This is a genomic window from Bacillus thuringiensis (genome assembly GCF_001455345.1).
GTDB lineage: Bacteria > Bacillota > Bacilli > Bacillales > Bacillaceae_G > Bacillus_A > Bacillus_A thuringiensis_N.
Map to the genome: position 1 here is coordinate 2,097,308 of NZ_CP013274.1, position 18,609 is coordinate 2,115,916.

Sequence of the window (18,609 nt, forward strand, 5' to 3'; positions counted from 1 at the left end):
ATAGACAAAAACATGAATTAGGGGAAAGAAGGGGTGGAGTACTTGCAAAAAGTTGCTGAGTTTCGTATGCCGAAGTCTGTATTATATGGAAGAAATTCGCTTGAAAAACTGGGGGAACAATCCAAGAAGTTTGGAAAAAGAGCATTTATAATAACTGATACAATTATGGAGAATTTAGGATATGTTGAGAGGTGTATACAACAATTAAATACGAAAGGGATTACTATTATTACATATAATAAAGTAAATGCTGAGCCTACAAATATACACGTGTTAGAGGCGTTAACTATTTGTAAAGAAGAAAAATGTGATTTTATTATCGGTCTTGGTGGTGGAAGCTGTATTGATGCAGCAAAAGCAGTTGCGGTGTTATATACAAATGGCGGAGAAGTGGAAGATTATGTCCAAAAGGATATGGAAATAGACAATGATCCGCTGCCACTCATTGCAATTCCAACAACTTCGGGTACTGGGTCGGAAGTAACAAGTGTAGCAGTAATCACGAATAAACGAACAGATGTAAAAATGATGATGAAGCATCCGAGTTTTACCCCGCAAGTAGCGATTATTGATCCGATTTTAACACGTTCGGTACCACCTCATATTACAGCAGCAACAGGGATAGATGCATTATGTCATGCAATCGAAGCATATATTTCTAAAGTTTCACAATCACTTACAGATGTACTCGCTCTTTCAGCAATTGAAAGTATTATGAAGTATTTACGTATTGCATATGAAGATGGAGAGAATATGGAGGCAAGAGAAGCGATGATGATTGCTTCCTTACAAGCTGGAATTGCATTTTCGAATGCATCTGTTACATTAGTTCATGGAATGTCGAGGCCTATAGGAGCATTATTTCATGTACCACATGGTATATCGAATGCAATACTATTACCTACAGTTTTAGAATATACAAAAGGTAGTGCGGTAAAAAGATTAGCGGAAATTGGCCGCTGTTTAAATAAAGATTTGTATTCAGATTGTGATGAAGAAATAGCCGACTACACGCTGAGGGAAATAAAAAAACTTTGTTTTGATCTTCGTATTCCAAATTTAAAAGAATATGGAATTGGTGAAGGTGAATTTGAAAAAGCTATTTCTAAAATGGCGTCAGATGCAATTGAAAGTGGTAGCCCAGGAAATAATCCACGAGTACCATCCTATGATGAAATCAAGCAGTTGTATCGAGAATGTTTTCATTATCGATATGAAGATTCTATAAAAACATCGAAGTATTAATTTCAGAATATTCAATAAAAATTTCCGAGGAAATGAATATAGAATTAATCTTCATTATTAACATCTTATTTAGTTAAAACAAGACTTTATATGATAAACGTAAAGTCTTGTTTTATTGTGTATAATGTACATAATAAAACGTTATTATTAGTTGTATAAAAACAGTTTGTATGAAAACGATAGGTCTTATTGGTGGGATGAGTTGGGAATCAACTTCTGAATATTACCGAGTCTTAAATGAAGAAATAAAAAGTAGATTAGGTGGGTTACATTCAGCTAAATGTTTAATTAATAGTGTGGATTTTGAAGAGATTGAACGATATCAGTCTAGTGGTGATTGGGATGGTGCAGGAGAAATTCTAGGGAATGCAGCACATTCATTACAAAAGGGAGGAGCAGACTTTATAATTATTTGCACAAATACAATGCATAAAGTAGTTGGAAAAATAAAGGAGTATATTCATATTCCAATCGTACATATTGCTGATGCAACTGCAAAAGAAATTAAAAGAAAAGATATTCAAACAGTTGGTTTGCTTGGAACTAAATATACAATGGAGCAAGATTTCTATAAATCACGTATTGAAGAGAATCATATAAAAGTAATGGTACCATCAGAAAAGGATAGAGATAAGATAAACGAAGTAATATATACGGAATTGTGTTTAGGAAAGATAACATCTCAATCTAGAGTATATTATAAAAGAGTTATAGAAGAGCTAGTACAAGAAGGGGCACAAGGAATCATATTAGGTTGTACAGAAATAGGATTATTAATAAAGCAGGAAGACGTATCCATTCCGATATTCGACACAACCCATATACATGCAGTTGAAGCAGTTAATTTCGCCTTACAAAATAGAGTATAATTATATTATGTAACCTAGTTCGCATGTGTGGAAAACATTCAGAAAATATTTTATAATGTAAGTGGTTACATTTAAGGGGGAATGCGTATGTTTTCAGTTCAACCAATCGCATTTGTACATAATGAAAGAAGGGAAATAAAAGATGATGAGTGGGGAGAAGTAAGATCCTATATTACTTTAACTGAAATGTATACAGAGGAAAGTATACAAGGGATTGAAGATTTTTCTCATATTGAAGTAGTTTTTTATTTTCATAAAGTAACTGATGAGCAAATTAAATATGTTGCTAGACACCCTAGAAATAATCATGATTATCCTAAAGTAGGCATTTTTGCACAGCGTGGGAAAAATCGTCCGAATCGCATAGGAGCAACAATTGTAAAGGTGATTAAAAGAGAAGGTAAATCAATTATTGTTGAGGGGCTAGATGCTATTGATGGCACCCCTATATTGGATATAAAGCCAATAATGAAAGAGTTTATGCCGAAAGAAGAAATTCTACAGCCTAAATGGGCAACGGATATAATGAGACAGTATTGGAAGGGGAACGGAGTAAAATGAGAATATATGAGGCAACAATTGCAGATTTAGATGGACTAGCATCAGTTTTTAATAACTATCGTATGTTTTATAGACAAGATTCTGATATAGAAGGAGCAAAAGTATTTTTACGAAATCGAATGGAGAGAAAAGAATCTGTTATTTTTGTGGCAGTTGAAGACGGTGAATATATTGGATTCACGCAATTATATCCATCATTTTCGTCTATTTCTATGAAAGAATTATGGATTTTAAATGATTTATTTGTACAAGCTGCTAAGCGCGGAGCAGGAACAGGAAAAAAATTATTAGAAGCAGCGAAAGAATTTGCCTTAGAAAATGGTGCAAAAGGTGTAAAATTACAAACAGAGATAGACAATTTATCAGCGCAGCGATTATACGCTGAAAATGGCTATTTGAGAGATAATCGTTATTTCCATTATGAATTAACGTTTTAAAAAATATTAAATTAAAAGAGGCGCTTTCATTTTGAAGGCGTCTCTTTTAATTTGCATTATAGTTGATTAAAAACCCAATTTGTAGCATCTTCAAAGTTTTCTGCAATATAGTTTGGTTCAATATGTGCCCATTTGTCTCGGTACGTATGTAAAGCATCATATCCAGCGCCTGTGCGCACTAATATTGTTTTCGCTTTTACTGTTGCTCCCGCAACGATATCAGTCCAGCGATCACCCACTACAGCACATTGTGTTAAATCAAGCCCATGTTTTTCAGCTGCTTGCAACAGCATACCTGTACTTGGTTTACGACATTCACAACCATCACCGTGTTTGTGAGGACATATGTAAATATCATCAAAGCCAAACCCTTTTAATTCCTGTACAAAATCAGCTACAGTCGCTATCCCATCCGCGATACCTGGTTGATTTGTGAAAGAGAAAATTTTTATATGATTAGCTTTTAATTTTTGCAGTGATGCTTTTGTGAAAGGAAATAATGTAAAAGAGCCTGGATAATGTATTGTAGTGTCACCACCAATTGTACCGTCACGATCAATAAAAATAGCTTGAATGTTTGTCATAGTTATAGTCCTTTCAATTAAAAAGTAGTTTAAAAATGTTTTACAAATCGATAGCCATTTACTTCATATCCTAATTTTTTGTAAAAAGGATGAGCTTCTACTCTTTTTGTTCCACTAACTAGCCATGTGCCAATGCAATTATGCTTCTTTGCTAATTGCTCTGCATAATCCATTAACACTTGTCCAATGCCTTTTCGTCGTATTGTAGAATCGACGCTAATAATTGAAATTTCTCCATACCGAGTTACATCTTCTAAATTTTCACGTATACGAAACCCAAGTAATCCAGATATAGTTTCTTCTTCCTCATAAACATATAAAAAATCAAAAGGACTCATTTGTACGAATTGCAATCGGTTGTCCATATCTTCATAGGAAATAGAGGAACCTTTTAATTCTTTCGTCAAAGAGCAAAGTGCATCTATATCGTCTATCGCCGCTTCACGAATTTGAAAAGACATATTATCCACTCCAATAAAATGTAATCAAACATTTATTATTCTGTTAAAAAATATTTTTTCCTGCTAGGAAAATAAATATTTATAATGATATATAGATAGTTATATGTTATTCTTTTCCTTGTTTGTATTGGAAATGGAAAGAAGGGGAATGTATGTTAGAAGTAAATATCCGCTCTGCTGGATATGAAATAGGTGAAAAAACAATTCATGATATTGCCTTTTCGATTGGGCAAGGTGAATTAGTTGCTCTTATTGGAGCAAATGGTGCCGGGAAAAGTACGACGATTAAAACGATGCTCGGGTTACTCGTAAATGTGAATGGTGAAATATCATTTGGCGAAAAGAAAAATCCGTATGCATACGTGCCCGAACATCCAACTTATTATGATTATTTGACTCTCTGGGAACATATTGAATTATTAATGGCTGCTCGTGAGAACGAAGCCGGAAGCTGGGAATGGAAAGCTGAAGAATTATTACATATGTTTCGAATGTATAAACATAAAGATGAGTATTTATCAAAGTTTTCAAAAGGAATGAAACAAAAATCGATGCTTATATTAGCTTTTTTAACTGAGCCAGATTTTTATATCATTGACGAACCTTTTATTGGTTTGGATCCGGTAGCTACGAAAGAGTTTTTAAATTATTTATATAAAGAAAAAGAACGCGGGGCAGGAATTTTACTTTGTACGCACGTATTAGATACAGCTGAAAGAATTTGCGAAAGATTTTTACTCATTTCGCAAGGTACATTAGTCGCCGATGGACATTTAGAATCTATCCAAAAGTTAGCAGAAATGCCAGGAAGTTCATTATTAGACTGTTTTGATGTAATTGTAAGGCGTGAACAGCATGATTAAACAACAATTTTATAAAAGATTGCGTCATGAACTCCATCGTAAATGGAAGTCCATACGTTCTATAACTGATTGGACGGTTGCGCTATATATTATTATTCCAGCACTTATATTTATAGGGATTTATTATCGTGCACTATGGATAGAAGAACTATCGATGGGAGAGACGGTTTATTTCGGATTAGGTCTACTTGCATTTTACGTGATGACATATGCAAGAGGAGTTCGTTCATTTTTTGAACAAGCGGATAGTTTATTTTTAATTTCGTATCCTGCTCATATGAAAAAGTTAATCCAGTATGGTATGACATATACGTTTATTCGGATAGCGATAACGAATGTAGTGGTAGTAGTTGTTATGTTACCAGTGTTGCTGAAAAGTATTGGAGTGACGAAGGTACAAGTCGTATTATTTTGGCTATTCTTTACTGTATTTCGATTTATGTTGTCGTTATTAACGAGATGTATTCATGTACGTGTGGGGAAACGATGGTTACTGTGGATTATCAAAAATGTAATATTTTCTATAAGTCTATCCTTTTTTGGAGTGAGTCTATTTTTTATTTATAAAAATCCATTTTATTCTATACTATGTATCGGTCTAGCAGTTTTTCTAATTATCGTATTGATAAAAGAAAAACTAAATTATAAAAATTCCTTTTTTAAGGAGGTTGAGAAAGAGAAAGAAGAAAGTATGCGCTGGACGAGTGGGATTATGCAAGTTGGTGGTCATGCGGCTAAATCGAGTAGTTCGAATAAAAAACCGTGGATGTTTCCTCGTTCTAAAAAGTTTTTAGGGAAGAAAAAGGATTATCGTATTGTTGAATCCTTTTTGAAAGAATTTTTCCGTACAAGTAGTGCACGAATATTTTATATTCAAATTGTATGTATAAGCACTGTAAGTATTATTATGAGTCCGAGGTGGATTTCAGCTATAATTCTTGTATTTACTTTAGTTGCAATTTCCCGCTATGCGCGCGATTATTGGACTGAATTTACGAAAAAAATGTTTCTTCATTTATATTGTGATGAAGGCAAATTACTCTTGTTAAGATGGAAGGCCGATCGCTATTTATTATTGCCAGTAATACTTTTGTATGGAATAGTTATCTTTTCTCATTTTTATTTATTACCAGCTACAATTGCCGGGATTATTTTTATAGTATTAATTGGTTGGATAGTATTCTTACCATAGAAAAAAGAGCCGGAAAATGGCTCTTTTTTCTAATCCGTAACACATTGATAAATAAAATATACTAAAACGAGTATGCTTGCGGCGGAATACATGACATCTAAAGTCATCGGATCTCCTCCTCATTATTGTTGTATTTTTATTGTATGAAATCTTACAATTTCATATTCAAGTGAAAAATATGTGAACGTTAACAAAATTGTAAAGTGCAAAAATTACAATCATTTTGTATAATAGAGGAAACAACCGTTATATAAAATATAATGAGTGAAAGGGGAGGAAACATACATGCCAAATTGGTTTAGAAAAACCTTAGTCGCATTAATTACCGTATTTACATTTGGTCTAGTGACGCCTCCTTCCATATTGCTTGATAATGCCAAAGCTGCGGACAAGCCTACGAGCACAGCTGGGCAACAAAATTTGGAGAGTACGTCCTATACATATGAAGAAACGAATGACAGGTTAACCACCGATACTTTTATTACTTATGCAATGCAAGAAGCAGAGAAGCAGTCGATGCAAAAGTTTGGCACTAAAATTGGTCCAGTAATTGAAGATGAGTTTAAAGATGTAATATTACCGAAGATTGAAGAGGCAATTGCTGAACTAGCAAATGATGTACCGGAAGATTCGCTACAATCATTAGCGATTTCTCAAAAGCCAGCTGGTGGAAATAATGAAAAGATTTTTCACGTTTACGATACGAAAACAGGGAATGACTTATTGCGTTTCCACGTAAGAAGAGATCATCCACCGCAAGATGGTTATTATTTTAATTTTCATTATCATCGTTTTGATGATGGATACAATGGGCATCATGAATTAGGGAATATTTATTGGAATACGAATGTACCACCAAAATGGCTTTCGTAAAAAGAACAAGTGAAAATCTTGTTCTTTTTTTATGTTGATAAAAGGGTAAGACAACTATGTTGTTGAATAAGATAGGTTTAGAAAAAAGAAGCAGAGGGAGTATGGAAATGCAAAAATATATTGTTTTTGACTTTGATGGCACATTAGTAGATTCACAAAATATATTTGTACCAATTTATAATCAACTTGCTGAAAAGCACGGATATAAAACGGTAAGGGAAGACGAAATCGAGTATTTACGCAAGTTAACGATGCCAGAAAGATGTAAACAACTCGATGTACCGCTATATAAACTACCAATATTAGCGCTGGAGTTTTATAAACTGTATCAACCTGCCATAAAAGATCTTATTTTGTTCCATGGGATGAAGGAAGTATTAGATGAACTACATAAAAAAGGTTACGGAATTGCAGTCATATCATCGAACTCAGAAGAGCATATTCGGGCATTTTTACACAATAATGGTATAGAAAATATACAAGAAGTGTATTGTTCTAAAAATTTGTTCGGTAAAGATAAAATGATAAAAAAGTTTTTAAAATCGAAAAAAATAACAGAGAAAGATATGTTGTATGTCGGTGATGAACAGCGAGACGTAGCAGCTTGTAAAAAGGCTGGGGTGAACGTAATTTGGGTATCTTGGGGATATGATGTCATTGAAACAGTGAAAAAAGATGCACCAGATTATATGGTTCATAAGCCGATGGAAATTGTACAAGTAGTACAAGGAGCGTATTCTTAATATGAATACACTTCGAGCAGGTATTCATCATATTGAATTTTAGGTAGCAAATTTAGAGGGGTCCATTTCTTTTTATGATGTATTATTTTCCATAATTGGATAGAGGAAGTTAAATGATGTATCATATAGTGCAGGTAAAAGTGAAATATATTTTAAAGAAGTAGATGGGGAGATTGTAAAGACTTTAGGACCAAGACATATTTGTTACCGAGCTATTAAAAGAGAAGTTGTTGATGAGGTAGCAAATTTTCTTTCTAGTATGAAAGTTAATGTAATACGTGGTCCGATTGAAAGGAATCATCATTCGGAATGGTACTATACGATTGATTTTTATGATCCGAATGGGTTTATTATAGAAGTAGCTTACACACCAAATGTAGAAATGTAAGGGGAATAAACATGAAGACAATTACAGCATGGCAAAATAATATACAAATAGTAAAAGATGCAGTGGATATTAAGGAAATTTCTAAAGGTTTTTCGCCTGATAAGAAATATATTATTACAAGTGCGAATAATGAAAAATATTTATTGCGGACGGGCGATATAAAAGAGTATGAAAGAAAGAAAATAGAGTTTCAAATTTTAAATGAAATGCAAAACCGTAGTGTGCAAGCGCAAAAACCAATTAAAATGGGGTTGTTGGCAGAAGAAGGTTTATGCTATGGCATTTTTTCGTATTTAGAAGGGGAGGATGCAAAGAAGCTATTGCCTACATATTCACCAAAAGAACAATATGAAATTGGTATAGAGGCAGGAAAAGATTTAGCAAAAATGCATACATATGAAGCTCCTAATGATATACTTCCATGGTATGAAAGAGCAATGAAAAAACAGCAAAAATATGTAGAGGCATACAAAACATGCGGAATAAAAATAAAAAATGATGATAAAATCATTAAGTTTATCGATGAAAATGAAATGTATTTACAAAACCGCCCAAATCGATTTCAACACGATGATTTTCATTTAGAAAATATAATTGTACGGGATGGGAAATATGTAGGTGTTGTTGATTTTAATGGTTATGATTGGGGCGACCCACTTCATGATTTCGTAAAAATTGCACTATTTGCAAGAGACATTAGTATTCCGTATTCAATCGGACAAATAGAAGGATACTTTAATGGGAGAATACCAGAGGAGTTCTGGAAATTATATGCGGTGTACGTTGGCATGACAGTTTTCTCATCAGTTGTCTGGACATTACGAGCAGCACCGCATATGTTGGATGATATGTTAGAGCGTCTTACTATCGTTTTAGACGATCATAAAGACTTTGAGCTATTAAAGCCAATTTGGTTTCAACCAGAAAAAATTAATATGAAATAGAAAAGGTAGGTGTGGTTCACAGCTACCTTTTATTTTTTACCATTCTTCGTTTTGAAGTAGTTGTAATGCTAACTTTAAATCTATGTCTCCTTGTATATGTTCAGGAGTCCAAGGGATATGTATATGCGGTTGTATACCAATTCCGGACATTCCTTCGCCTTTATCTATAATTGAAAGTCGTGAAGTAGGGTAGTAAAGTGCGAATGTATCAGCCCATTCCATTACTGCTAAATTAGAATAATCATTTACACCAGCAGTAGGGCGACCTATTACTTTTACTTTCAATGATTTTTTTGCAACTTCTACAAAAGAATCACCAGAACTTCCGCATGAAACATCTGATAATATAACTACTCTACTTGGTGATTTTCGTCCGTGTATTGTTAATGATTGAAGTTCTTTTGGTAACCCGGAAGTATCAAATGTAACAAATCCTTTTTTATAATTCTTTTTTAAATCTTGAATAAATATATCAGTGAATAATTTGGAAAGTTCGTCTAAAGAATCATAATCTTCCATTTCGATGTCTTTCATACGTAAATGAAAGTTTCGTTCCGTATGATTCAATTGCATTGTATTTGAAGAATCTAAAAGGGAGATCTCTTTGTCTTCAAATAAGTAAGGAAGTAATTTGAAAAATGCATCATCGCTCCCTCCACGATTCAATCGCACATCTATTATTAAGTTCGGAAAAGTATTAAGCTCATCTTTATGTAAGTCTAATAATTTATTTATAGCTTCAGTATTTGCGAAGTCAGTTAAAGTAATTAAGAGTGTATCTTTATTATATTGTTTAAATGAATAAATAGGTGTGTATTCGCTTTGTTTATACTTTTGTAAACGAATGGTTTCGGTTAATCCATTTTCATCTATAAGTGTACAATTTGATGATTTTAATAAAATATAATCCCATTTTTCACGTTCATATGTATTCTCATTTAAATACTTCTTATATTTTATTAATAACTCAGGAACTTTCATATTATCTAATGCTAGAATAGACTGTCCCTTTTTCACTCTTATTTCCTGTGAAGTGGATGTAATATATAGGCGGTCTTCGTATCTTTTTACTTGAAAGCCAACACTGTTAAGGGGTTGATTGTTAGAGATCATTTTGAAAAACATATGATTATCTTTAAAGTCTAATAAGTAATCACGTACAATTTCAGTAAATTGTACTGGTGTTAGTTCTCCTTGTCTCTCTAGTTTCTCGATTGTCTGTAAATAAGTAGTGGGATCGTCCCATCCTTTTTTATCTATATAACCTGAATAATCGTGATGAGTAATTGAAACAATTTCTTTGAAAATTCCTGTATACACGGCTTTTCCCCCTGATAATTTAATTAGTTAAATAATAGAATTCCTTATCCTTTACGTATTATCCTTTATTTGGATGGAGATTGTAATGGAAAATAGAGGGAAGTGTTATCATCCCTCTATTAAAAATTTATTTAATTTTCTTAAATGCAAGCGGCTGAGTGCTTAGCGTAGCTGGCACATGTAACTGGAGGGATGTAAATTCACCACCCACATTCATTTCAAAAGCGAATAATAAACTCATTTTCATTTGGAATAAGTCAACTTTTGCAGAGAAGATGTCGTAATGATGATGCCCTAATTGAATATCCATCTCCATAAATTGTACATATAACGAATCACCTCGTTTGTATACTCGTAATGTTCCATATGCAGGATGTTCAAAAGTACCAGTGTAGTCATTTAAATTGTGAGAAGGTGTAGTCTCTTTTATTTGTTCGGGAATGAATTCATTTGCTTCTTTCATCATTTCCTTCATTTTTTCGGTATCTTCTACAGCACGTTTATGCCAATCAATGGATTCTAATTCAAGTAATTCGTCATAAATTTGATTGGCGAGATAAGTAGGTAGTAATGTGCCTCCAGCATTCGTTAATATAACTAGACCCACATTTTCATTTGGCATGAATGAAACAAGTGCTGAAAATCCATCAATATTACCGCCATGATGAATCACCTTTTTACCACGATAAGCGCTTATAAACCATCCAAGACCGTAACTATTTAATGGAGATTCAGGAAGTGATAAAACTGGTTGATCTGGAATGGAATTATGTGGTGTATACATTTGTTGTAATAATTCAGGAGAAATTAATTCATGCTCTCCAAATTTCCCTTGTTTTAAGTGAAGAAGGACCCAATTGGCCATATCTTCAATTGTAGAATTAATACAACCAGCAGCCCCAACTGTATCGATGTTGCGGAATGGAACCTCTTTTATTTCACCGTTATTTTCGATGTAAGGTAAAGCATAATCATCTGTAGTTTGTGAATCTGTAACAGAGAAGTTTGTATGTCTCATATTTAAAGGTTCTAAAATATGTTCTGTAGCGTATTGTTCCCACGTTTGATTCGTGATGTGTTCTACAATATAGCTAACTGTCGCATACATTAAGTTGTTATATAGAAATGCTGTGCGGAACGGGGCATCAAGTGGTAAATGTTTTACTTTTTCTACTAAATCTTTACGAGTTAAAGAAGAACTGTACCAGAGGGCATCGTGACGACTTACTCCTGTACGGTGGGAAGCTAAATCACGCCCTGTAACTTGTGAGCTAGCTAGTATGTCAGATAAAGAGAAGTTAGGTATATAAGACTGGACAGGAGTATCCCAATTAAACTTTTTTTGTTGTGCTAACAAGCTTAATGAAAGTGTGCCAAAAGCTTTCGTTGAGGAACCGATTGCGAACCGAGTACTCGGTGTAACAGGATCTTTTGTTTCTAAATTACGATGGCCGAAACCTTCTGAAATAATAACTTCACCGTCTTTTATAATAGCTACAGCAGCACCAGGAACATGTAAATCCTTCATCATTTTATCAACCGTTGTTTGTAAAGAAGTCATAACAGGCGTTTCAATTTTAGACATACTTCTAACCTCCAAATATAAATTTTGTTCTACCGCACTATACTTTCGGTAATAGAAAATGAAAACCTTTTTAAATATGGAAAGTTAATAATTTTGTAAGAATGAATAAAATTATTATTTATTTAGAATTTTATTTTTATTATAATTAATTTAAATAAAGATTTAGAAAAGATGGTGAATAAGTGTGCTAACAATAAAGAAATTGCTTTGTGATAATAAAAATAATCCGATAGGTATAGATTCGAAAGTTGTTAAAATGAGTTGGCAACTTGAGTCGAGTAACCGAAATGTAAAACAATTTGCTTATCAATTGCAGGTTGCGAAGGATAGAGATTTTGAGATTATAATGTTTGATTCGCAAAAAGTAGAAACAGATCAAAGTATACATATACCAGTCAATTCATTTTCATATAAAGCAGAGACGCGTTATTTTTACCGGGTAAAGGTATGGGATACTTACGGAGAAGAATCATCTTGGTCTAAAGTTGCATTTTGGGAGACTGGATTACAAGGGCAAGATAACTGGAGCGGGAATTGGATTGCTGCGAAAAAAGAGTGCACGCAAGTTATGTCCTTTAAAAAAAGCTTTTCTATTAAAAAATTAGTTAAAAAAGCACGTTTATATATTACTAGTTTAGGATTATACGAGGCTTCTACAAATGGAGAGCGTATTGGAGATTGTTATTTTACTCCCGGATGGACAAGTTATGATAAAAGGGTATTGTATCAAACATATGATATAACGCATGTATTAAAGATTGGGCATAATGATATTTCTACTCTAGTAGGAAATGGCTGGTATAAGGGGCCAATTACTATGCATCATGTGCGTAATTATTACGGGAGAAGGCGAGCAATAATTGCTCAATTACATATAACGTATGAAGATGGAACAAAAGAAAAAATTGTAACGGATGAAACATGGGAGGTAAACCAAAGTCCTGTTTTGTATTCGGAAATTTATGAAGGAGAAGTTTATGATGCTAGGCTAGAAGAAAGTGAACAAGTGCTAGAAGATGTTGAAGTAATTGAGCATTCCAAACAAATAATTGTTGCACAGGAAAATGAAGCGATTCGTAAAATGAAAATTATAAAACCAATTGCTATTTCAAAACTACCAAATCACGAATGGCTTATTGATATGGGGCAAAATATGGTAGGGTGGGTTCGGTTTAAAGTCCGTCATGTTTATACTGGACAAAAGATAGAATTGCATCATGCTGAAATATTGAATAAAGACGGTAGCTTTTATAATGGGAATCTCCGCAAGGCAAAACAAAAAATAGTGTATATAGCAAAAGGAGAAGAGGAGGAAACGTTTGAACCTCATTTTACCTATCAAGGTTTTAGATATGTGAAAATAAGTGGATTAACTCAGCCGCCTCAAATAGCAGATTTTGAAGGGTGTGTATTACATACAGATATGGAAAAAGCGACTGAATTTGAAACGTCGAATCCATTAATCAATCAACTGCATCATAATGTGGAATGGTCTCAAAGAGGGAACTTTTTTGATGTGCCAACAGATTGTCCCCAGCGAGATGATCGACTTGGATGGACAGGAGATGCACAAATGTTTATTGGGACAGCTACGCAAATTATGAATGTGCAATTGTTCTTTAAAAAGTGGCTCCAAGATTTATCATTAGATCAAAATGTTAATGGAGCTGTGCCGTTAGTTATTCCAGATGCGTTTGGGAAAAGAGCGGATTTTGATTTACATACTTCTGGTGGTTGGGGCGATGCAGCAATTATATGTCCGTGGGTTCATTATTTACATTACGGAGATGTATCGATTTTAAAAGAACAATATGACAGTATGAAGAAGTATATAGATTACATACGTTCACAAGGTGAAAATGAGTATTTATGGGATACAGGCTATCATTTAGGGGATTGGCTCGCATTAGATACGAAACCTGATGTATATGAAGGCGGAACAGACAAGCATTTTATTGCGACAGCTTATTATGCGTATTCTACATCGCTTTTACGAAAGATTGCTGAGATTTTAGGTGAAAATACAGATGCGAAGTTTTATGCAGAGCTACATGGAAATATAGTTCAAGCGTTTCAAAATGAATTCGTTACACCGAATGGTAGGTTAATTTCAAATACCCAAACAGCCCACATATTAGTACTTCTTTTTGAACTAGTGAAAGATAATATGGAGGAGAAAGTATTTAATCGATTAATTGAGCTTTTAAAAGAAAATAAAAATCATTTAACAACAGGTTTTATAGGAACACCGTATTTAAATTTAATATTAAGCAAGTTTAACCGTCATGACCTTGCTTGTAAGCTTCTATTTCATGAAGATTATCCATCATGGTTATATCAAGTGAAACAAGGTGCCACAACGATTTGGGAACATTGGGATGGCGTGAAAGAGGATGGAACACTTTGGAATGATAGTATGAATTCGTACAATCATTACGCATATGGCTCTATTGTTGAATGGATATACCGATATATTGTTGGAATAGAAGTGGATGAAACAAATCCCGCATATAAACATTTTTATGTACAACCACATTTTGATTCGAATTTAGAATGGATTAGAGTAAAACGTGAGACAGCTTATGGAGAAGTTAAGATTGAGTGGCGTGTAGAAAATGAACAAGCCTTTCTACAAATTTCTGTACCACCTAATACAAGCGCTACATTACGGATAGATGAAATGAATTGGCAGGCAGAACATAATATGGAAAGGGATTTAGGATCGGGCGATTATAAATTTACTTTTTGTAAAAATATATTGGAGTAGAATTCTGTTTATATAGAAATATTTTTTATTGATTAGGATGATTAAATTTACTATTTTTCATGTTATGATAAATTCCATATAAGATTGAAAGAAGGTTTTTCTACATATGAAACATGCTGAAAATGAATACTTAAATTTATGCCGTCATGTAATGGAATACGGTACGAAGAAAGAAGATCGTACAGGGACAGGAACTGTATCTGTATTTGGTTATCAAATGCGTTTTGATCTAAGTAAAGGTTTTCCTTTATTAACGACAAAGAGAGTGCCGTTTCGCCTTGTAGCAAGTGAATTGCTTTGGTTTATGAAAGGTGATACAAATATTCGCTATTTGTTGCAGCATAATAATAACATTTGGAATGAATGGGCATTTAAGAGCTGGGTAGAAAGCGATGAGTATACTGGTCCTGACATGACTGATTTTGGTCTTCGCTCACAACAAGATGAGGAATTTAAAGTGCAGTACGATGAGCAAATGGAATTGTTTAAAAAGAACGTTTTAGAAGATGATGATTTCTCAAATAAATATGGTTATTTAGGAGACGTATATGGTAAGCAGTGGCGTGCTTGGAAAACGACAGCTGGTGAGACGCTTGATCAATTAAAAGATGTAATTGAAATGATTAAAAAAACACCAGACTCACGTCGTTTAATCGTTTCTGCTTGGAACCCTGAAGATGTACCAAGTATGGCATTGCCGCCTTGTCATACGCTATTCCAATTTTATGTAGCAGATGGCAAACTTTCTTGTCAGCTATATCAAAGAAGTGGTGACATATTCCTTGGAATTCCATTTAACATTGCAAGTTATTCATTACTAACACATTTAATTGCACATGAATGCGGTCTTGAAGTGGGTGAATTTGTTCATACAATTGGAGATGCACACATTTATACAAATCATTTTGAGCAAATAGAAAAGCAATTGGCACGTGAACCACGTCCATTCCCGAAACTTACATTAAATCCAGATGTGAAATCTGTGTTCGATTTTGAAATGGAAGACTTAACGATTGAAGGATATGATCCACACCCAGCAATTAAAGCACCAGTTGCAGTGTAATTGTAGAGGAGATGAAAAGATGATAGTTTCATTTATGGTCGCAATGGACGAGAATAGAGTAATTGGTAAAGATAATAATTTACCTTGGCGTTTACCGAGTGAATTACAGTATGTAAAAAAAACAACGATGGGTCATCCGCTTATTATGGGCAGAAAGAACTATGAAGCGATTGGTAGACCACTGCCTGGAAGACGTAATATTATTGTAACTCGTAATGAAGGATATCATGTGGAAGGCTGTGAAGTAGCGCATTCTGTAGAAGAAGTGTTTGAGCTATGCAAAAATGAAGAGGAAATTTTTATTTTTGGCGGGGCGCAAATTTATGATCTCTTTTTACCTTACGTAGACAAGTTATATATAACAAAAATCCATCATGCATTTGAAGGAGATACATTCTTCCCAGAAATTGATATGACAAATTGGAAAGAAGTTTTTGTAGAAAAAGGTTTAACGGATGAAAAAAATCCGTATACGTATTACTACCATGTATATGAGAAACAACAATAATCAAAAAGATTGATGTGAAAATTCACATCAATCTTTTTATTTGTATTCATCGATATAAGTTTATAGATGATATTTGATAGTGCTATAATGAAAGAAGCATGTAAAAATGCTAAAATTTTCAAAAGTATTTATATAGAAAGAGGAGGAGAATTGATTGAAAAAGATATGGGGGATTCTTTTTCTTTGCTTAACATTCATGTTAGTTGGATGTGGTAAAGAAGAAAAACCACAAGAAGCGTTTGATACATATGTAAAAGCGTGGAATAAACAAAAATTTGCAGATATGTATGATCAACTATCAAAAAATGCAAAAAAAGATATTTCAAAGAAAGAGTTTACTGAGAAATATGAAAAAATTTATTCTGGTATCGAAGTGAAAGACTTAAAGGTAGAAACAGGGGAAGTAAAAGAAGATAAAAAAGATGAAGGCCCTGTTCCTTTTAAAGTAAGCATGGATACAGTTGGTGGTAAAATTACATTTGGTCATGAAGCAAAAATGGTGAAAGAAAAAGATGGAGATAAAGAATCTTGGAAAATAGATTGGACTCCGGATTTTATTTTCCCTGGCATGACGAAAGATAGTAAAGTGCGTATGCAGACAACACAGCCAAAACGTGGTGAAATATACGATCGTAATGGAAAAGGTCTTGCAACGAATGGGAAAGCTTCTGAAATCGGATTGATTCCTGAAAAGTTAGGCGATACTGCTCCGCAAACGAAAGAAACAGTAGCGAAGTTATTAAATATGTCTGTAGAAGAAATTGATCAAAAATTAGCTGCTAAATGGGTAAAACCAGGGTATCTCGTACCAATTGGAATTTTGCCTGAAGGGGCAACACAAAATACGTACATTGATTTACCAGGTGTTGCAACAAAACCAGTAAATGTTCGTACATATCCGTTAGGGGAAGCGGCAGCTCATCTGACTGGTTATATTGGAAAGGTTAATGCTGAAGATTTAAAAACGCTACAAAAGAAAGGCTATCAAGCTGATGACCCAGTTGGTAAAGCTGGTTTAGAGCAAGTATTAGAGGAAAAGCTACGCGGTAAAAAAGGTGGCCGTATCTTTGTAGAAGATGCGCAAGGAAAAGAAATTAAAAACTTGGCAAAAACAGATGCTGTTGATGGAGAAAATGTAACTTTAACGATTGATAGTGCTGTTCAAGAAAAAACGTATAATGAAATGAAGGGCGAAGCTGGTTCAAGTGCAGCAATTAATCCGAAAAGTGGAGAAACAATTGCACTAGTAAGTAGTCCAGCATATGATCCTAATATAATTGCAAGAGGGACATCAAAAGCACAACGCGAAGCATGGAATAATGATCCGAAAAAACCAATGACAAATCGATTTACACAATTGTCGGTACCAGGTTCTGTATTTAAACCAATTACAGCTGCAATTGGTCTTGAAACGAAAACGATTGATCCAAAAGAAGAGTTGAAAATTGAAGGATTAAAATGGACAAAAGATTCTTCTTGGGGTAATTATTATGTAACGCGTGTAAAAGATGCAAATCCGATTGATCTTGATAAGGCGATGAAATACTCGGATAATATTTACTTCGCACAAGAAGCTTTGAAAATCGGAAAAGACAAGTTTATGAGTGAAGCGAAAAAATTCGGATTCGATGAGAAACTACCAATTGAATATGGATTCCCAGCTTCTAAAATCGCAAATGATGGTATTAAAAATGATATTCAAATGGCAGACACAGGTTATGGACAAGGGCAAGTATTAATGACGCCACTCCATCTAGCATTAACGTACGCACCAATTGTTAATGATGGAAACATACCTTCTCCATATATTATTAAAACAGATAAGCAACCAAAAGTTTGGAAAGAGAATGTAATTTCAAAAGGCAATCAGGATATATTAAAAACTGCTATGACGAAAGTAATTAATGATCCAGATGGTACTGGGAAAATTGCTAAAATTGATGGCATGACTCTTGCTGGAAAAACAGGTACAGCAGAATTAAAAGTATCAAAAGAGGCCGAAGGAAAAGAACTAGGCTGGTTCGCTGCATTTGATTTAAATTCACCAGATATGGTCATTACCATGATGATTGAAGATGTAAAAGGTAGAGGTGGAAGTAACATTCCAGCTGAAAAAGTAAAACATGTATTTCAAAAATAATATGTAATAAAAGGCTGGCTCTATAATTTGTAGAGCTAGCCTTTTTATATGAAGGAATTCTTAATA

17 protein-coding genes and 1 pseudogene are annotated in these 18,609 nt (G+C 33.8%); 14 read left to right on the forward strand and 4 right to left on the reverse strand.

Annotated elements, in window-relative coordinates:
• Positions 1–42 precede the first annotated feature (42 nt).
• From eutG to ATN06_RS11010, 4 genes are all read left to right on the forward strand, one after another.
• Complete coding sequence (gene eutG / locus ATN06_RS10995) at positions 43–1,245, forward strand: alcohol dehydrogenase EutG (protein ID WP_060633126.1); 1,203 nt, start codon at positions 43–45, stop codon at positions 1,243–1,245.
• A gap of 170 nt (positions 1,246–1,415) precedes the next feature.
• On the forward strand, positions 1,416–2,114 hold the full coding sequence (locus tag ATN06_RS11000; protein WP_060630658.1) for an aspartate/glutamate racemase family protein: 699 nt from the start codon (positions 1,416–1,418) through the stop codon (positions 2,112–2,114).
• Positions 2,115–2,201: 87 nt separating this feature from the next.
• A complete protein-coding gene (locus ATN06_RS11005) occupies positions 2,202–2,675 on the forward strand; it encodes an SAM-dependent methyltransferase (protein ID WP_060630659.1) in 474 nt (157 codons plus the stop codon).
• Positions 2,672–3,112, forward strand: a complete 441-nt coding sequence (locus ATN06_RS11010; protein WP_001223856.1) for a GNAT family N-acetyltransferase — start codon at positions 2,672–2,674, stop codon at positions 3,110–3,112. Before ATN06_RS11005 ends, ATN06_RS11010 begins: the two co-directional genes overlap by 4 nt.
• Before the next feature lie 56 nt (positions 3,113–3,168).
• On the opposite strand, the gene ATN06_RS11015 is transcribed toward ATN06_RS11010, so the two are convergent.
• Together ATN06_RS11015 and ATN06_RS11020 are read right to left on the reverse strand one after the other, a co-directional pair.
• Positions 3,169–3,696, reverse strand: coding sequence for an HAD-IIIA family hydrolase (locus tag ATN06_RS11015; protein ID WP_060630660.1), 528 nt, complete (start codon positions 3,694–3,696; stop codon positions 3,169–3,171).
• Positions 3,697–3,725: 29 nt separating this feature from the next.
• Positions 3,726–4,157, reverse strand: a complete 432-nt coding sequence (locus ATN06_RS11020) for a GNAT family N-acetyltransferase (protein ID WP_060630661.1) — start codon at positions 4,155–4,157, stop codon at positions 3,726–3,728.
• Positions 4,158–4,309: 152 nt separating this feature from the next.
• Here ATN06_RS11020 and ATN06_RS11025 point away from each other — a divergent pair, with 152 nt between their 5' ends.
• From ATN06_RS11025 to ATN06_RS11050, 6 genes and pseudogenes are all read left to right on the forward strand, one after another.
• Positions 4,310–5,020 carry an ABC transporter ATP-binding protein gene (locus ATN06_RS11025; RefSeq protein ID WP_060630662.1) on the forward strand — a complete coding sequence of 237 codons (711 nt, stop codon included), beginning with the start codon at positions 4,310–4,312 and terminating at the stop codon, positions 5,018–5,020.
• Positions 5,013–6,212: an ABC transporter permease gene (locus tag ATN06_RS11030; protein ID WP_060630663.1), complete on the forward strand. Its 1,200-nt coding sequence runs from the start codon at positions 5,013–5,015 to the stop codon at positions 6,210–6,212. Before ATN06_RS11025 ends, ATN06_RS11030 begins: the two co-directional genes overlap by 8 nt.
• Positions 6,213–6,497: 285 nt before the next feature.
• Positions 6,498–7,085 (forward strand): YpjP family protein, encoded by a 588-nt coding sequence (locus ATN06_RS11035; protein ID WP_060630664.1) that lies wholly within the window; start codon positions 6,498–6,500, stop codon positions 7,083–7,085.
• 107 nt (positions 7,086–7,192) lie between these two features.
• The gene (locus tag ATN06_RS11040; protein WP_060630665.1) at positions 7,193–7,828 is read left to right on the forward strand and encodes an HAD family hydrolase; all 636 of its coding nucleotides are present in this window, start codon (positions 7,193–7,195) and stop codon (positions 7,826–7,828) included.
• Between the two features lies 1 nt (position 7,829).
• Positions 7,830–8,216: pseudogene (locus tag ATN06_RS11045) on the forward strand (VOC family protein).
• A gap of 11 nt (positions 8,217–8,227) precedes the next feature.
• The gene (locus ATN06_RS11050) at positions 8,228–9,160 is read left to right on the forward strand and encodes an aminoglycoside phosphotransferase family protein (RefSeq protein ID WP_060630666.1); all 933 of its coding nucleotides are present in this window, start codon (positions 8,228–8,230) and stop codon (positions 9,158–9,160) included.
• A gap of 36 nt (positions 9,161–9,196) precedes the next feature.
• Here the strand turns inward: ATN06_RS11050 and ATN06_RS11055 are convergent, their stop codons facing one another.
• Positions 9,197–10,480: a S41 family peptidase gene (locus tag ATN06_RS11055; protein WP_060630667.1), complete on the reverse strand. Its 1,284-nt coding sequence runs from the start codon at positions 10,478–10,480 to the stop codon at positions 9,197–9,199.
• A gap of 127 nt (positions 10,481–10,607) precedes the next feature.
• Complete coding sequence (locus tag ATN06_RS11060; protein WP_060630668.1) at positions 10,608–12,065, reverse strand: serine hydrolase; 1,458 nt, start codon at positions 12,063–12,065, stop codon at positions 10,608–10,610.
• A gap of 184 nt (positions 12,066–12,249) precedes the next feature.
• Here ATN06_RS11060 and ATN06_RS11065 point away from each other — a divergent pair, with 184 nt between their 5' ends.
• From ATN06_RS11065 to pbpC, 4 genes are all read left to right on the forward strand, one after another.
• Positions 12,250–14,832 (forward strand): alpha-L-rhamnosidase, encoded by a 2,583-nt coding sequence (locus ATN06_RS11065; RefSeq protein WP_060630669.1) that lies wholly within the window; start codon positions 12,250–12,252, stop codon positions 14,830–14,832.
• A 106-nt stretch (positions 14,833–14,938) separates the two neighbouring features.
• The gene (locus tag ATN06_RS11070; RefSeq protein ID WP_060630670.1) at positions 14,939–15,895 is read left to right on the forward strand and encodes a thymidylate synthase; all 957 of its coding nucleotides are present in this window, start codon (positions 14,939–14,941) and stop codon (positions 15,893–15,895) included.
• 19 nt (positions 15,896–15,914) lie between these two features.
• The gene (locus ATN06_RS11075; RefSeq protein WP_060630671.1) at positions 15,915–16,403 is read left to right on the forward strand and encodes a dihydrofolate reductase; all 489 of its coding nucleotides are present in this window, start codon (positions 15,915–15,917) and stop codon (positions 16,401–16,403) included.
• Positions 16,404–16,557: 154 nt separating this feature from the next.
• Positions 16,558–18,543, forward strand: coding sequence for a penicillin-binding protein 3 (pbpC, locus tag ATN06_RS11080; protein ID WP_060630672.1), 1,986 nt, complete (start codon positions 16,558–16,560; stop codon positions 18,541–18,543).
• The last annotated feature ends 66 nt before the right edge of the window (positions 18,544–18,609 follow it).

Excerpts from the sequence above, each read along its gene's own strand:
- ATN06_RS11040 (WP_060630665.1), top strand. The coding sequence starts at position 7,193 with ATGCAAAAATATATTGTTTTTGACTTTGATGGCACATTAGTAGATTCA.
- ATN06_RS11050 (WP_060630666.1), top strand. The coding sequence starts at position 8,228 with ATGAAGACAATTACAGCATGGCAAAATAATATACAAATAGTAAAAGAT.
- ATN06_RS11035 (WP_060630664.1), top strand. The coding sequence starts at position 6,498 with ATGCCAAATTGGTTTAGAAAAACCTTAGTCGCATTAATTACCGTATTT.
- ATN06_RS11060 (WP_060630668.1), bottom strand. The coding sequence starts at position 12,065 with ATGTCTAAAATTGAAACGCCTGTTATGACTTCTTTACAAACAACGGTT.
- ATN06_RS11025 (WP_060630662.1), top strand. The coding sequence starts at position 4,310 with ATGTTAGAAGTAAATATCCGCTCTGCTGGATATGAAATAGGTGAAAAA.
- ATN06_RS11020 (WP_060630661.1), bottom strand. The coding sequence starts at position 4,157 with ATGTCTTTTCAAATTCGTGAAGCGGCGATAGACGATATAGATGCACTT.
- ATN06_RS11015 (WP_060630660.1), bottom strand. The coding sequence starts at position 3,696 with ATGACAAACATTCAAGCTATTTTTATTGATCGTGACGGTACAATTGGT.
- ATN06_RS11000 (WP_060630658.1), top strand. The coding sequence starts at position 1,416 with ATGAAAACGATAGGTCTTATTGGTGGGATGAGTTGGGAATCAACTTCT.
- ATN06_RS11005 (WP_060630659.1), top strand. The coding sequence starts at position 2,202 with ATGTTTTCAGTTCAACCAATCGCATTTGTACATAATGAAAGAAGGGAA.
- ATN06_RS11075 (WP_060630671.1), top strand. The coding sequence starts at position 15,915 with ATGATAGTTTCATTTATGGTCGCAATGGACGAGAATAGAGTAATTGGT.
- ATN06_RS11030 (WP_060630663.1), top strand. The coding sequence starts at position 5,013 with ATGATTAAACAACAATTTTATAAAAGATTGCGTCATGAACTCCATCGT.
- ATN06_RS11010 (WP_001223856.1), top strand. The coding sequence starts at position 2,672 with ATGAGAATATATGAGGCAACAATTGCAGATTTAGATGGACTAGCATCA.
- ATN06_RS11070 (WP_060630670.1), top strand. The coding sequence starts at position 14,939 with ATGAAACATGCTGAAAATGAATACTTAAATTTATGCCGTCATGTAATG.